Genomic DNA, 15,310 nt, shown 5'->3' on the forward strand with positions numbered 1-15,310 from the left:
CAATGCCAGATCGCCGGGTGTAGGCGCGGAAACGGGATGTTTCCCTCGACTGAAAACGGACAAACAGATTCGATCGGGTGGGTGCGGGGGCTGCGCACTCGCGATCCCACCTCCCCGGCCGGAAGGAGACGATGGGGATCTCATTGCGGGGATGATACTTAAGCATCCACTTAAGTATCAGATGATCCTCTCATCGCCATGCCTTTCCCGGATTCGAATACTTAAGTAAGTGCTAAAGTATCTCCCATCCCTGCGCATCTCATGATACTTGGCCACCCCAGACTTATCGGAGCGGCGGGGAGACTCCCCCGCACCCACCTGATCGCCGTCAGTTAGCGATGCCCGGGACGCTCCATCGGTCCCTCTACGAACACCCTCCGCCAGCCGCTGGAGCGCCTCTCCGGCCACGCGGAAGACGGTCCAGTCGTTCATCGGCTGGGCGCCGAGGGAGCGGTAGAAGCGGATGGCATCTTCGTTCCAGTCCAGCACCCACCACTCCAGCCGCCCGCATCCCCGCTCCACCGCCAGCCGCGCCAGGTGCGCCAGCAGCGCGCGCCCCACGCCCTTCCCGCGCGCCTCGGGGCGCACGAACAGGTCTTCGAGGTAGACCCCCGGGCGGCCCAGGAAGGTCGAGTAGTTGTGGAAGAAGAGCGCGAATCCCTCCGGCTCGCCCTCGTCTTCCGCGATCACCACCTCGGCGTACGGGCGCGGGCCGAACAGCGTCTCGCGCAGACCGTCCTCGGTGGCGACGGCCTCGTGTGCCAAGCGCTCGTACTCGGCCAGCGCGCGGATGAAGCGCAGGATCAGCGGGACGTCGTCGTCGGTGGCGGCGCGGATGCGCATCAGGGCTTCGGAGACTCCCCCGCCCCGCCGTCCCCATCGCCCTCCTTCTTCTCCTCACCCTCCGAAGCAGCGCCTCCGGAGAGGTCGGGCATCCCGCCGCCCAGCATCCCCTGCAGCTGCTTCATCATCTCGTCGAGATCGCCCATCTGGCCGAGGTCGCCGAGCCCCTCCAGGCTCTGCATCCCCCCGAGATCGCCCAATCCCCCCAGGCCGCCGAAGAGGTCCGCGCCGCCGCCCTGCATCATCTGCTGCATGACCTGCTGCATCCCCTCGGACGAGAAGGGGAGGCCGCCGGGGAGGCCGGCCTCGGGCGCGGGCGCGAAATCGCCGTAGACCTGCACCTCGCAGATCTTCCCGCCGCGGCGCTGGTAGACCGCGAGCCCGGCCTGCGGCTGCACGTCGGCGCCGTCCCAGCGCGTGGTGACGTACTCCACCGCGCAGGTGGTGCCATCGTCCGTCAGCAGGCAGGGGATGAGGACGATGGAGCCCTCCTCGCCGATGCGCGCGCCGTACTGGCGGCGGATGGTGTCCTCGGCGGTGACCCAGGGGATGGGGATGGGGACGAGGCAGGCGTCGTCGTACGTCTGCCGCAGCGCGTCGAGGTCGTCGGCCGCCAGCGCCTGGAGATGGCGCCCGATCGGCTCCGGCAGCGCCATCTCGGGCTGCGGCTCGAGGATGGGCTCGCGCTCGCCGCGCATCCCCCGCAGCCCGCCTGGCGCCCAGTACGCGCGCAGCGCCCGGAAGCGGCCGTCGGCGGAGCGCTCCCACACGCACGCCGCGGGGAGCACCTGCATCCCCATCGCCCCCTGCACGGAGACCATCCCCTGCGCGACCACGCGCTCCGGCGTCTCCACCGTCGCCGACGCCACGTACTGCGCCATCCCGCCGGCGAAGAGCGCGTGCGCGGCGGTGACGTGCGCCTCGAGCGACGCGCCGTCGACCTTGCCCGAGAGTGGGTCGTCGATCACCGGCATCCCGCCGAACAGGTCGCGGACGGCGGATGCATCGCCCTCGAGCAGCGCCTGGAAGTAGCCGTGCGCGGGCGTCTGCCCCAGCGCGCTCATCGCGTCGAGCTGCGCCAGCGCCGCCGCGCCGCCGGGGGACTGCCCCAGGCTGTCGCGCAGGAAGGCGAACGGGTCCGCCATCCCCCCGCCGCCGCCGTCCTCTTCCTCCTCGGTGGGGCCGACGTGCGTCATCTGCGTCTGCAGCTCCTCCGCGTCGCCCTGCTGCACGTAACCGTAGCCGAGGCCGACGGAGTGCGCGGGGAGACGCAGCGCGCGGGCGAAATCCTGGTGCCGCGCGGTCTCGAAGGTGTAGTCGCCGCTGTTGGCGGGCGCGCGGAGGATGCGCTCCACCGCCGCCGCGTCGCCGCCGCCGAACGCCTCGACGAGCTTCGCGGCGTCGCCGCCGGCGGGCTCCAGCGCCTCGCCGTCGAAGTAGCCGGGGTTGGAGTCGTACTCGTCGGCCACCTGGCCGTCGCGGAAGAGGCGGAAGAGGAAGATGTCCTCGTCGTAGACGGTGGCCAGCAGCGCCACGCCGCCGAGCTCGCGGTTCAGCTCGGCCGCCAGCGCGGAGCCGAGGTTCGGGTCGTCCTCGCTCTGGCGGTCGAACACCACCACGGCGCCGTCGGTCGCCGGCCCCACGTACGCGCTGCGCCCCCGCGCCTCGAGCGCCTCGATCACACGGCCGCGCTCCGGCCCGCGCAGGATGATGTTCGAGTACGATGATCCCATTCGCCTGTCCGTTCAGGTGAAATGACGAGTTCCGAGGTTGGGAGAAAACCACCCCGCATCGTCGCGGAGCGGGGTGGAGGGCGAATGAATTCGCTGCAACAACCACACGAAGTCCGCCTTCGCGGACTACCGGCTTCGGCGCATCCGCGGTATCGCAGCGCGCGGCGAGCATCGCGGTGGCGCGGCGGAACGTGACCTTGTTGCGAGCCCCGGAACCGCGTCCGCACGAGCGTTTGTAGTCCGCGAAGGCGGACTTCGTGTCGTTGTTGCCGCGAATTTATTCGCCCGGCTCCCTCGCCGCGTCGACAGTGCGTCCGACCGGATCGCGTGCCGACGCGGTTATGGATCCTTCGGCCTGCAAGCTCTTGCGCAGACGCTGATTACAGTCTGGCCGGCCTCAGGATGACGTCGGCGCGGTGGATCGGGCGCGGTGCATCATCCAGGTTCTCGGACCGTATCACTCGTCGTCCTCATCTTGCGGCGGCATCCCGGGCATCGCCCCGCCCATCATCCGCTGCAGCCCCTTCATCATGTCGGCCAGGCCGGGCGGGGCGCCCGGGAACGCGGTCTCGCCCCGCATCACCTTCTGCATCATCTCCTGCATGGCCTGCTGCATCGCCTGGGGCGAGACGCCGCCCGGACCGACCGTGGGCTCGGGGGCCAGGTCGCCGTAGATCTCCACCTCGCTGATCAGCCCGCGGCGGCGCCGGTACACCACCAGCCCGGCCTGGGGCGGGATCTCGGCGCCGTTCCAGCGCGTGGCCACGAACTCGACCGCGCACGCCTGGCCGTCGTCGGTGACGGTGCAGGGCGCCAGGACCACCGCGCCCCCTTGGCCGATCTGCGCCCCGTAGTGGCGGCGCGCGGTTCCCTCGGGGGTGACCCAGGGGACCGGGATCGGCGCCAGGCTGGTCTCGTCGTACGTCGCCAGCACCCCGGCGAGGTCGTCGGCCGCCAGCGCGCGGAGATGGCGCCCGATCGGCTCCGGCAGCTCCAGCCCCGGGCGCGGCTCCAGCACCGGCGGGCGCTCGCCCCGCCCGCCCTGCAGCGCGGCGGGCGACCAGTACGCGCGCAGCTCGCGGAAGCCGCCTTCTGGGGCCTTCTCCCAGACGCAGGCGACGGAGAGCGCTCTCACCTGTCCCGGCCGGACGGCCATGATGCGCCCCCAGGCCACGACGCGCTCCGTCGTCTCGACCAGCCCGAGGGGGCCGTACTGGGAGGCGTCGGGGAACCGCGCGCGGGCGGCGGCGACGTGCGCATCGAGCGAGGTTCCGTCGACGCGCCCGCTCAGCGGGTCGTCCAGCACCGGCTCGCCCGCGAACAGCGCGCGCACGGCGGCCGCATCACCAGCGAGCAGCGCGCGGAAGTAGCCGTGCGCGGGGCCCTTGCCCGCGGCCACGAACGCTTCCATCGCCGCCAGCGCGTCGGCGCCGCCGGGCGTCCGCGCGAGGCGGGCGGTGGCCAGCGCGCGGGGGTCGTGGGGCTCGTCCGGTTCGCCGCCGATCTCCGTCAGCTCGTCTTCCAGCCCCTCGGCCTCGCCCTGGTACACGTAGCCGTAGCCCAGCCCCACCGAGTGCTCCGGCAGCCCCAGCGCCTCGGCGAAGTCGCCGTGGCGCGCGCTCTCGAAGAAGTACTCGCCCTCCTTGGCCGGCGCGCGGAGGATGCGCTCCACCGCCGCCGCGTCGCCACGGCCGAACGCGTCGACGAGCTTCGCGGCATCGCCCCCGGTGGGCGCCACGTCGTCGCCGCCGAAGTAGCCGGGGCACGAGTCGTACTCGTCTTCCACCCGGCCGCCGCGGACCAGAGTGTAGAGGAAGATGTCGTCGTCGTAGATGGTGGCCAGCAGAGCCACGCCGCCCAGCTCGCGGTTCAGCTCCACCGCGAGCTCGGAGCCGAGCGCCGGATCGTCCTCGCTCTCCTCGTCGAACACCACCACGCAGCCGTCCGTCACCGGCCCCACGTACGCGGTGCGGCCGCGCGCCTCCAGCGCCGCGATCACGCGCCCACGCTCCGACCCGCGCAGGGTGATGTTCGAGTATGATGATCCCATTCGCCTGTTCGTTCAGGTGGAATGCAGAGTTTCAAGGTGGTGGAGGGCGAATGAATTCGCTGCAACAACCACACGAAGTCCGCCTTCGCGGACTACCGGCTTCGGCGCATCCGCGGCATCGGAGCACGCCACGAGCATCGCGGTGGCGCGGCGGAACGTGACCTTGGCGCGAGCACGGAAACCGCGCCCACACAAAAGTATGTAGTCCGCGAAGGCGGACTTCGTGTAGTTGTTGCCGCGAATTTATTCGCCCAACTCCCCCTGCCGCGACGACACTTCCCACAATACGCGCTGGACCGGCCTCAGCGTTTCACTGCCCGATCCCCCACTGGTCCAGCAGAAAGGCGTAGCGGATGGCCCACTCGCGCAGCGCGTCGTAGCGGCCGGACGACCCGCCGTGGCCCGCGCCCATGTTCGTCCGCAGCAGGAGCGGGTGGTCGTCCGTCTTGGTGGCGCGCAGCTTCGCCACCCACTTGGCCGGCTCCCAATACGCCACGCGCGGGTCGTTCAGCCCGGTGGTGACGAGCATCGCGGGATACGCCGTGGCGCGGACGTTGTCGTACGGCGAGTACGACTTCATGTACGCGTAGTACTGCGGCTGATGCGGGTCGCCCCACTGCAGCCACTCGCCCGCGGTCAGCGGAATCGACGCGTCGAGCATGGTGTTGATGACGTCGACGAAGGGGACGTCGGCCACCACGGCGTGGAAGAGCTCGGGGCGCATGTTGACCACCGCGCCCATCAGCAGCCCGCCCGCGCTCCCGCCGCGGATGGCCAGCCGCTCGCGCGTGGTGTAGCGCTGCGCGATCAGGTGCTCGGCAGAGGCGATGAAGTCGGTGAAGGTGTTCTTCTTGTTCAGCAGCTTCCCCTGGTCGTACCAGTGCCGCCCCATCTCCTGCCCGCCGCGGATGTGCGCGATGGCGTAGACCACGCCGCGGTCCAGCAGGCTGAGGTTGTTGCTGCTGAAGGTGGGATCGGTGCTGGAGCCGTACGAGCCGTAGGCGTAGAGGAGGAGCGGCCGGCTCCCGTCGCGCACCAGCGGCTTGCGGTAGACCAGGGAGATGGGGACCATCGTGCCGTCCTCCGCCCGCGCCCAGGTGCGCTCGCTGGCGTAGAGCGACGGGTCGTAGCCCGGGACCTCGGTGGCCTTCTTCAGCTCGCGCGTGCGGGTCGCCAGGTCGAAGTCGTAGACGGCGGACGGGGTGACCATCGACTGATAGGTGAAGCGCAGCACGCGGCTGTCGTACTCGGCATTGTTGCCGCCGCGGAAGGTGTAGATCGGCTCGGGGAAGTCCACGTCGTACGCTGCGCCGCCGCCGAAGGGGACGACGCGGATCTTCCGCAGCGCGTTCTGCCGCTGGTAGAGCACGAGGTAGTCGCGGAACACCTCGATCCCGTCCAGCAGCACCGAGTCGCTGGCGGGAACCATCTCCCTCCAGTTCTCGCGCCGCGGGTCGGTGTCGGGCGCGGACACGAGCTTGAAGTTGGGCGCGCCCTCGTTGGTGGAGATCAGGAAGCGGTCGCCGTGGTGCTCCACCCCGTACAGCACGTCCGGCGTGCGCGGGCGGATCATCCGGAAGCGCTCCGCCGGCCGGTCGGACGGGAGATAGCTGACCTCCGACGCGCTGAACGACGACGAGGTGATCAGCAGGAACCTGCGGTCCTTCGTCCTCGACACGCCGATGCGGTACAGCACGTCCGGCTCCTCGGCCACGACGGCGTCGGCGGACGCGTCGGTGCCCAAGACGTGGCGCATCACCCGGTACGGGCGGTTGGCGGCGTCGCTGGTGCCGTATAAGAGCGTGCGGTCGTCGGCCGCCCACGCCACGTTCCCGTTCACGCCGGGGATGCGGTCGGGGAGGAGCTGGCCGGTGGAAAGGTCCTTCACCATCAGCGTGTAGCGCTCGGCGCCGCTGGTGTCGGTGGCGAACGCGAGGAGGCGCGCGTCGGGGCTCACCTGCTGGCCGGAGACGGAGAAGTACGGTCGGTTCCCCGCCATCGCGTTCAGGTCCAGCATCACCTCTTCGGGCGCGGCCAGGCTGCCGCGCTTGCGGGCATAGATCGGGTACTGCTTCCCCGCCTCGGTGCGCGAGTAGTAGAAGTACTCGCCGATGCGCTCGGGAACGGAGAGGTCGGTCTCCTTGATCCGCCCGCGCATCTCCTGGAAGAGCCGCTCCTGCAGCGCGGCGGTGTGCGCCAGCATGGCCTCGGTGTAGCGGTTCTCCGCCTCGAGGTAGTGGATGACGGCCGTGTCCTGGCGGCGGTCGTCGCGCAGCCAGTGGTAGTTGTCGATGCGCACGTCGCCCAGCGTGGTGTCGGCGTGCGGAACGGTGCGCGCCACCGGCGGCCGCATCGGCGCGGCGGTGCGGGCCGTGGCGGGGACGATCTGCGCGCGGGCGGGCAGGGTCGCGAGCAGGCCGAGCGCGGCGAGGGCGAGGGTGCGTTTCATGGGCGTGCGGAGGTGCTTGGGTGCGCGGCGCCGGGGGGATCCTGGGAAGGATAGAAGGCGAATAAATTCGCGGCAACAACGACACGAAGTCCGCCTTCGCGGACTACACCCTCCGGCCCCGCCCCGGCATCCGCGCTCGCGACGGGCATTGGGCGGCGCGTGGGCACGAGCACCCGCCGCGAGCACGGAGATCTCGTCTACACCAAAGCCTGTAGTCCGCGAAGGCGGACTTCGTGTGGTTGTTGATGCGAATTCATTCGCCCTTCTCAACTCGGGCCGAGCACAATCCTCGCCCCTTGCCTCGCGCGAGCGGCCATCACCCCGCCCCGACGTGCTTCAGCGCCTCGCGCTTGCTGAGCGGGGAGAGACTGGCTTCGTGCTCGCGGACGTAGCGGCGCACCCAATCGGCGTCCGTGCGCGCGTAGTGGCGCAGCGCCCACCCGATCGCCTTGCGCAGCCAGAACTCGCTCCTGCCCAGCGACGGCTCGATGCAGCGGGCGAGCAGGTCAACGTCGGTCTCGCGCTTGAGCGGGAGTTGGCAGAGGATGGAGGCGCGGCGCTTCCAGATGTCGTCGTCCATGCTCCACCCCAGCATCGCGCGCCGCATCTCCACGGAGTGGCGGCGGACGAGCACCGGCAGCCGGTGCGTGGCGACGTCGTCGACGTAATCCCACCACGCGCCGGTGACGATCATCTCCTCGTACATCGGCAGCGCGTCCATCGACTGGAACCGGGCGAAGCGCCGGTCGCCCGCCAGCCAGAGCGCGGCGTAGCGCTCCTCGCGGAACTCCGCCCCGCGCCAGATCCCGAGCACCAACGTGCGCCACGCCTCACCCGTGGGGAGATCGACGTCCGCGAACACCTGGCGGAAGATGGCGCGCTGCGGCGTCGCCTTCACGCCATGGTACGGCATCGCGGACTTCATGTACGCCCGAGCGCCCTCCGCCGTCGCGGGGTCGCCCGCCGCGGCGAGGGCGGCGCGCAGGCGCGCGAGCAGCGCCGCGGGATCGGTCATGGAGTCGAGGATCGGGATCATGGGGAAATCATACCACGGATCGCTATCGACCGCGCAACTCCGATCCTCCGTCATTCCGAGCGGAGCCGCTGCGCCGAACCCGCGACTGCACAGGCGCCTGGCGGCTCCCGAGGAATCTGTGGCCTGCTTCCGCGCGACAGCCGGGCGCTCGCGCGTACGCTGGCCAAAGATTCCTCGGGCTGCAACCATCGCCGTGGACGCGGTTACGGTCTGGCCGCCCTCGGAATGACAGATCGTCTCTCCGTCGTCGAAAAAGAAAGCGAGAGCCCCACCCGACGAGGACCCCCGCACTCAGCACTCAGCACTCCCGTCACGCCGTCTGCCGCAGCCGAGAGAGATACTTCTGCCGGAACTTGGCCACCTTCGGCGCGATGACCACGCGGCAGTACCCCTGCCCCGGGTTCCGCGCGAAGTAGTGCTGGTGGTACTCCTCGGCGGGATGGAACTCCGTCAGCGGCACCACCTGGGTCACGATCGGGTTCTCCCACACCCCCTCGGCCTCCAGGTCGCGGATCACCTCGCGCGCGGTCTGCTCCTGCTCGGGCGAGTGGGTGAAGACCGCGGACCGGTACTGCGTCCCCACGTCGGCGCCCTGGCGGTTCAGCGTGGTGGGGTCGTGGATGGTGAAGAACACCTCCAGGATCTCGCGGAAGCTCACCACGGCCGGGTCGAACGTCACCTGCACCACCTCGGCGTGCCCGGTCTTGCCGCTGCACACGGCGCCGTAGTCGGGGTTCGGCACGTGCCCGCCCGAATAGCCGCTCACCACCTTCTCCACCCCGCGCAGCTCCTCGTACACCGCCTCCAGGCACCAGAAGCACCCGCCCGCCAGCGTGGCAAGCTCTCTATCAGCCATCGTCGTCTCCTCTCGTTCCGGTGCTCCCGACCCTCACATCACCAAGAGTTTGATGGAGATGAGTTACCCGCCGCGCGCCCGCCGGTTCACGCGGGCCGCAGCTCGGTGACGCTCTCCACGAAGTCGCTGAAGGGGAACATGTCGAAGCTGGAGAACGGGCGCGGCACGTACCCCGCGCGCGCGAATGCGGCCAGGTCGCGCGCGTGCGAATCGATCGAGCAGGAGACGAGGCACACCGCCTCGGGGCGCCATGCCGCGATCCGCTCCGGCACGCCCGGCGCGCACCCGTAGCGCGACGGATTGACGAAGACGACCGATGGCCGCTCCACCTCGCGCCGCCCCGCCAGGCGTTCCGCGGGGATGCGCTCGTAGCGGGCGTGCGCCAGCCCGTGCAGCGCGGCGTTGCGCCCGGCGCTCTCGATGGCCCAGCGGTTGGTGTCGACGCCCAGGATCGCGCTCTCCGGCACGGCGGCCAGGATGGAGTGCAACCCCACGCCGCAGTACAGGTCCACGATGCGCGACGGATCGGCCGCCGCCGCGCGCGCGGCGGCGGCCAGCTCGGGCGTGAGCCAGCGGTTGGTCTGGAAGAAGGCGAGATGGTGGGCGAGGACGGTCTTCCCCAGCAGCACGTGCCGCAGGTGCGTCTCGCCCAGCTCGAGCGATTGGGAGGGAACGGCGATGCCGAGCAGGCCGGGCGATGCGTCCAGCAACCCGCGGCAGAACCCGTCCAGCGGTGCGCTCCCCCGCTCCGCCGCGAGCGTGAGATGTGCGCGGTCGCTGCCGAACTCCAGCCGCACCTCGAAGCCCGAGACCGCGCCGTCGCCGGGCAATGCGGAGATCGCGTCCGCGGCGCGGCGGACGTGGCCGTGCGCGGCGGGCGGCATCACCCACAGCGCCTGCTCGAAGGGGACGCGGCCCACTCGCGGGTCCACGCCGACGACGCGCGCCTCTCCGTCATCGCCCCGCGAGACGTAGAAGCTGGCGCGCATGCGGTAGCCCGCGTCCACCGGGGAGCGCATCATCCCGCGGAACAGGCCGTCCAGCCCGTGCTCCGCGAGAACGGCGGCGATGCGCGCCTCCTTCGCGTCCGCGTGCCGGCGGTAGTCGGCGGAGATGGAAGATTCGAGTCCCGCGGCGAGGTCCGTCATCTCACCCATCGCCCCGCCGCTCGCGGTGGAGCGCCTCGAGCAGCGCGCGGGTGACGGGCGAGGCGAGGCGCGCCCCGGCGCTGGCCCAGAACTCGTCCAGCGCGCCGGCGGCGGCTTCGTCGCGGCCGTATTCGGCAGCCTGGAGCACGGTTTCGAGCTTGTCCAGCTCCTTGACGAAGCGCGCTTCGGGCGTCTCCGCCGCGTCGTACTCGCGCCAGAGCGCCAGCAGCGACGCATCGCCGGCCAGCGCGGCCAGCTCGCGCATCGCCGCTTCCTCGCGGCGGCGCTTCTCGTCCGCGGAGACACCGTCGTACGGGGTGATGTCACCCACCAGCGCCTCGGCCAGGTCGTGGACGAGGGCGATGGCCACGCACCGCGCGGCGTCCAGCGGCGGCGCGGCGCGCGGGGCGAGGACGAGCGCCAGCAATGCGACGCGGTGCGAGTGCTCGGCGACGGACTCGGGGGCGGAGATGCCGCGCAGGGCCCAGCCGGCGCGCGGCGTGTCCTTCAGCCGCCCGGCCAGGTGCAGGAAGCGCAGCAGCGCGGCGGCCGGGTCGGCGGCGCCGCGCTCGTCTGCTGCGTCATGGGGGTGGGAACGCGCCTCCGTCATTCCCGGAAGATCGGCCCGCGCGCGCGGCGGGGCCAGAGGCGCTTCAGCCGGCCAGGACGGCGGGCTCGGGCGGCAGGAGCACGTTGGACGACGCGGCGAAGAACGGCTTCCCGTCTCCCTCCGTCAGCTTCAGCTCCAGCAGGCGGCCGCCGTCTCCGGTGCGGCCCAGCACGCGCACGACGGTGCCGGCGCCGGCGGTGCAGAACACCTCTTCGCCGGCCATGGGGACGCGGTCCATGGCCGTGACCCAGCCCGGACGCGCATCGTGGTTCACCGTCAGGGACTCACGCTCGATCCGCCGGGCACTGTTGTTCATCGTCATCCTGCCTCCGGTGATTGCGGAAGGGGCCGCCGGCTTACTTGTGCCGGTAGGTGATGCGCCCCTTGGTGAGGTCGTACGGGCTGATGGCGAGCGTCACGCGGTCGCCCTCCAGCACGCGGATCCGGAACTTGGCCATCTTCCCCGCGCCGTAGGCCAGCACGCTGTGACCGTTGACGAGCTCCACGCGGTAGCGCCGGTCGGGCAGGACCTCCTTCACCACCCCCTCCATCTCGATCGATTCCTGCTTGGCCATACCGTCGCTTTCCGCCGGATACGTCCGGCAGTGGGGAAGAACGCCCGCGGCGCGCGTCAGCGGTGGACGGGCGCCGCGGGCGGTGGCCGGCGGGGACGAGCGCCCCCGCACTGAGCCGCATTCATCTGTACACCCGGGCGCCGAAGTCGTTCGCGCACGGGATGATACGCTGTAAGATAGCACCGAATGCGCCGCAGCGAAACCAGCATCGGCAGAAGTGATACAAAGATGCTCACCGCTGGCCGCAACGGCGCGCTGATCTTTTTACAGATCCCATACGATCACCCACTGGCGTCCCGCGATGGGGCGCATAGGATGAGCGAGCAAACCCGATCGGACACCGCCACTCCCCATCCCCCATCCCCTTCCCGACCCGACCGATGACTCCGCTTCGCCGCTTCCTGTGCGCGGCCGTGATGCTTGCGCTCCCCGTCTCCGCCGGCGCGCAGCGGCTGGACGCGCACCGCGCCGCCGCCGACCGCCTGGTGCGCGCCGCCCTGCGCGACAGCGCCGCCTACGCCCGGCTGGGCGTGCTCGTCGACCGCTTCGGGCACCGCGCGAGCGGGTCGGAGAGCCTGGAGCGCGCCATCGACTGGATCGTGGAGGAGATGCGCCGCGACGGGCTGGAGAACGTGCACACCGAGCCGGTGGCCGTGATGCACTGGGTGCGCGGCGAGGAGTCGGCGGTGCTCGAGAGCCCGCGCCGCATGCCGCTGCACATGCTGGGGCTGGGGCGCAGCGTGGGCACGCCGCCCAGGGGGATCGCCGCGCCGGTGCTGGTGGTGCGCGACTTCGCCGAGCTGCGGCGCCGCGGGGCGGAGGCGCGGGGGAGGATCGTGGTCTTCAACGCGCCGTTCGACACCACCGTGCATCCCTTCGCCGGCTACGGCGCGGCGGTGCAGTACCGCGCCTTCGGCGTGGACTCGGCCGCGGCGCTGGGCGCGGTGGGCGTGCTGGTCCGCTCCGTCACCCCGCACTCGCTGCGCACGCCGCACACGGGCGGGCTGGCGTACACCGACACCACGCGCACCGTCCCGCGGATCCCCGGCGCCGCCATCACCGTGGAAGACGCCGAGATGCTGCAGCGCATGCAGGACCGCGGCGAGCGCCCGGTGGTGCGGCTGACGATGGGCGCGCGCACGCTGCCGCCCGCGCGGTCGCGCAACGTGGTGGCCGAGGTGCGCGGCTCCGAGCGTCCCGACGAGGTGGTGGTCCTCGGCGGCCACATCGATTCGTGGGACGTGGGGCAGGGCGCGGTGGACGACGGCGGGGGAAGCGTGGCCGCGTGGGAGGCGCTGCGGCTGATCCGGCAGCTCGGCCAGCGTCCCAGGCGGACCGTGCGCGTGGTGCTGTGGACGAACGAGGAGATCGGGCTGGCCGGCGCCCTGGCCTACCGCGACGCGCACGCCGCCGAGCTGGCGAAGCACGTCCTGGCGATGGAGAGCGACAACGGCGTCTTCCACCCGCAGGGCCTGCTCTTTTCCGGCGGCGAGGGCGGGCTGCCGCTGGTGCGCGAGATGGCCGGCCTGCTGCGGCAGGTGGGCGTCGACTCGGTGCAGGCGAGCGGCCCGGAGGCGGACGTCGGCCCGCTCTTCCAGCGCGGCGTCCCCGCGATGGCCATCGCCACGGACCCGTCGCGCTACTTCTGGTACCACCACACGGAGGCCGACACACTGGACAAGCTGGACCCGCGGGAGATGGGCGAGTGCGTGGCCGCGATGGCGGTGATCGCCTACACCGCCGCCAACATGGAGGAGCGGCTCCCCGGCCCTACCCCGGCGCGGTGACACCCAAAGAAATGAATCACGCGGAGGGAACGGAGGACTGATCTGAGTTCCTCCGTTCCCTCCGTTCCCTCCGTGTGATTCATTTATTCCCCAATCCCGGTGCGCGCCGCTCACGATCCTCACCGGGCTGGTGGCGATCGCGGACGGCCCGGCGAGGGAGGATCGCAGGCGCGAGGGGATGTCGGTGGCCCGCATCACCCCGTGACTGTCCAGGCGACGACGACGAACGAGGGCCGGCGTGGAAGCGCCGGCCCTCGTCTCATTCCCAATCCCCATCTCCTACCAGGCGATGCCGTAGTCCTCGCCGTAGTTGCTGCTGCCGCCCCAGAAGCTGCCGTGCTCGCGGTCGATGAAGACGGCGTTGATGGGGCCAGACGTCAGCCGCTGCACCTCGAGCGTGTACCCCATCCGCCGCAGCTCGGCGCGCACCGAGTCGGGCATCGACGCGTTCACCAGCATCCGCCCGGGCCGCGCCTCGTGCCCGCCGAAGGAGCTGCGCATCTGGTAGGTGTTGATGTTGGGCGCCTCGACGGCCTGCTGCACGTTCATCCCGAACTCCACCACGTTCAGGAAGAACTGGAGGAGATTCTGGTCCTGGCTGTCGCCGCCCTGCACGCCGAACGCCAGCATCGGCTTGCCGTCGCGCAGCGCCAGCGTGGGCGTCAGCGTCACCCGCGGGTGCTGGCCCGGGCGGACGACGTTGAACGGGTTCTCCGCCCGGTCGGTCACGAAGCTCTGCATCCGCTGGCTCAACCCCACCCCCGTGCGCCCGGCGACCACGGCGGGGATCCACCCGCCGCTGGGCGTCACGCTCACCACCCACCCCTCCTCGTCCGCCGTCTCCACCGACGTGGTGCCCATCTGGAACTGGCGCTGGAACTCGGCGAACGACGTGGGCGGCGCGGAGACGGAGTCGCGCCCGTTCATCGTCTTCGGCCAGTCGCGCAGCAGGGCGACGAACGGGTTGCGCCCGCCCTGGAACGGATACGGGTCGCCCGGGCCGATGTCCGGATCGTTGCGCTGGGGGTTGATCAGCCGCGCGCGCTGGCGGGCGTACTCCTTGGAGAGGAGGCCGCGCACCGGCTCGTCGGGCGGCACGTAGGGGTCGCCGTAGTAGAAGTCGCGGTCGGCGAAGGCCAGCGACATCGCCTGGTACACGGTGTTCAGGTAGCGCGGCGAGTTGTAGCCCATCGACTTCAGGTCGAACGTCTCCAGGATGTTGAGCGCCTGGAGCATGGCCGGCCCCTGCTGCCACACGTTCAGCTTGTAGACCTCGATCCCCCGGTAGCTGGTGTGCACCGGCTCCTCGATGCGCACGCGCCAGCTCGCCAGGTCTTCCATCGTGAACAGCCCGCCCTGCTCGCGCACCGAGCGCACGATCTCCTGCGCGATGTCGCCGCGGTAGAAGCGGTCGTAGGCGGCGTAGATGGCCTCCTTGCGGCCCTTCCCCTGCGCCAGCGCCTGCTGCTCGGCCTCCACCAGGCTGCGCAGCGTGCGCGCGAGGTCCGGCTGGCGGAAGATCTCGCCGATGGCGGGGCCCTCGCGCGGCTGGCCGGGGTGCACCAGGAACAGCGCGCGCGAGTACGGCCACTGCCGGATCCAGCTCTTGTTGCGCTCGATGGAGTTCGACGCCTCGTCCTCCATCGGGTAGCCGTCGGCCATCTGGATGGCGGGGGCCAGGACATCCTTCAGCGACATCGTCCCCCACTCCGCCAGCATGGTCATGATCCCGCCCGGCGTCCCCGGCGTGACCGCGGCCAGCGGCCCGTACTCGGGGGGATACCGCATCCCCCGCCCGCGGTAGAACTCGGGCGTGGCGCCGGACGGAGCCACCCCCAGCGCGTTCACGCCGATCACCTGCCCCGTGTGGGGATTGTAGATCAGCGCCTGCGTCTCGCCGCCCCAGCTCAGCACGTCCCACATGGTGCTGGTGGCGGCGATCATGGCGCACGCCGCGTCCACCGCGTTGCCGCCCTTCTGGAAGATCATGGCGCCGGCGGTGGCGGCCAGCGGCTTTCCGGTCACCGCCACCCAGTGGCGCCCGTGCAGCACCGGCTTCACCGTCCGCTGCGCCGCGGCGGGCGACGCGAGGGCGAGCAGGAGGGGGATGAAGAGCAGACGACGGAAGATCGGCATCGGGGCGGCTCCGCGCATCGGTCGTGAGATGTGAGATGTGCCGACAGCGTAGCGCCCCCGCCGCCGCGATGCAATTCGCCGCGCCAT

General features: G+C 71.1%; 12 protein-coding genes. 1 reads left to right on the forward strand and 11 read right to left on the reverse strand.

The window, feature by feature from the left end; translation table 11 throughout:
- Positions 1 to 177 precede the first annotated feature (177 nt).
- From VF092_23000 to infA, 10 genes are all read right to left on the reverse strand, one after another.
- On the reverse strand, positions 178 to 843 hold the full coding sequence (locus tag VF092_23000; protein HEX6750180.1) for a GNAT family N-acetyltransferase: 666 nt from the start codon (positions 841 to 843) through the stop codon (positions 178 to 180).
- Entirely contained in the window at positions 843 to 2,576 is a 1,734-nt protein-coding gene (locus tag VF092_23005; protein HEX6750181.1) for a hypothetical protein, read from the reverse strand. Before VF092_23005 ends, VF092_23000 begins: the two co-directional genes overlap by 1 nt.
- Before the next feature lie 457 nt (positions 2,577 to 3,033).
- A complete protein-coding gene (locus tag VF092_23010; protein ID HEX6750182.1) occupies positions 3,034 to 4,626 on the reverse strand; it encodes a hypothetical protein in 1,593 nt (530 codons plus the stop codon).
- A 310-nt stretch (positions 4,627 to 4,936) separates the two neighbouring features.
- Positions 4,937 to 7,075, reverse strand: coding sequence for a S9 family peptidase (locus tag VF092_23015; GenBank protein ID HEX6750183.1), 2,139 nt, complete (start codon positions 7,073 to 7,075; stop codon positions 4,937 to 4,939).
- A 316-nt stretch (positions 7,076 to 7,391) separates the two neighbouring features.
- Positions 7,392 to 8,111, reverse strand: a complete 720-nt coding sequence (locus tag VF092_23020; protein ID HEX6750184.1) for a DNA alkylation repair protein — start codon at positions 8,109 to 8,111, stop codon at positions 7,392 to 7,394.
- A 310-nt stretch (positions 8,112 to 8,421) separates the two neighbouring features.
- The gene (gene msrA, locus VF092_23025; protein HEX6750185.1) at positions 8,422 to 8,967 is read right to left on the reverse strand and encodes a peptide-methionine (S)-S-oxide reductase MsrA; all 546 of its coding nucleotides are present in this window, start codon (positions 8,965 to 8,967) and stop codon (positions 8,422 to 8,424) included.
- 86 nt (positions 8,968 to 9,053) lie between these two features.
- Positions 9,054 to 10,124 carry a hypothetical protein gene (locus VF092_23030; GenBank protein HEX6750186.1) on the reverse strand — a complete coding sequence of 357 codons (1,071 nt, stop codon included), beginning with the start codon at positions 10,122 to 10,124 and terminating at the stop codon, positions 9,054 to 9,056.
- Positions 10,117 to 10,725: an HD domain-containing protein gene (locus tag VF092_23035; GenBank protein ID HEX6750187.1), complete on the reverse strand. Its 609-nt coding sequence runs from the start codon at positions 10,723 to 10,725 to the stop codon at positions 10,117 to 10,119. The genes VF092_23030 and VF092_23035 overlap by 8 nt, the downstream gene beginning before the upstream one ends.
- Positions 10,726 to 10,768: 43 nt before the next feature.
- Positions 10,769 to 11,041 (reverse strand): hypothetical protein, encoded by a 273-nt coding sequence (locus VF092_23040; protein HEX6750188.1) that lies wholly within the window; start codon positions 11,039 to 11,041, stop codon positions 10,769 to 10,771.
- Between the two features lie 40 nt (positions 11,042 to 11,081).
- Complete coding sequence (gene infA, locus VF092_23045) at positions 11,082 to 11,300, reverse strand: translation initiation factor IF-1 (GenBank protein HEX6750189.1); 219 nt, start codon at positions 11,298 to 11,300, stop codon at positions 11,082 to 11,084.
- Positions 11,301 to 11,680: 380 nt separating this feature from the next.
- On the opposite strand from infA, the gene VF092_23050 reads away from it, so the two are divergent.
- On the forward strand, positions 11,681 to 13,087 hold the full coding sequence (locus VF092_23050) for a M20/M25/M40 family metallo-hydrolase (protein HEX6750190.1): 1,407 nt from the start codon (positions 11,681 to 11,683) through the stop codon (positions 13,085 to 13,087).
- A 279-nt stretch (positions 13,088 to 13,366) separates the two neighbouring features.
- Here VF092_23050 and VF092_23055 read toward each other — a convergent pair whose 3' ends face one another.
- Positions 13,367 to 15,223, reverse strand: a complete 1,857-nt coding sequence (locus VF092_23055) for a gamma-glutamyltransferase (protein ID HEX6750191.1) — start codon at positions 15,221 to 15,223, stop codon at positions 13,367 to 13,369.
- Positions 15,224 to 15,310 lie beyond the last annotated feature (87 nt).

This window comes from Longimicrobium sp., from assembly GCA_036377595.1.
Taxonomy (GTDB): domain Bacteria; phylum Gemmatimonadota; class Gemmatimonadetes; order Longimicrobiales; family Longimicrobiaceae; genus Longimicrobium.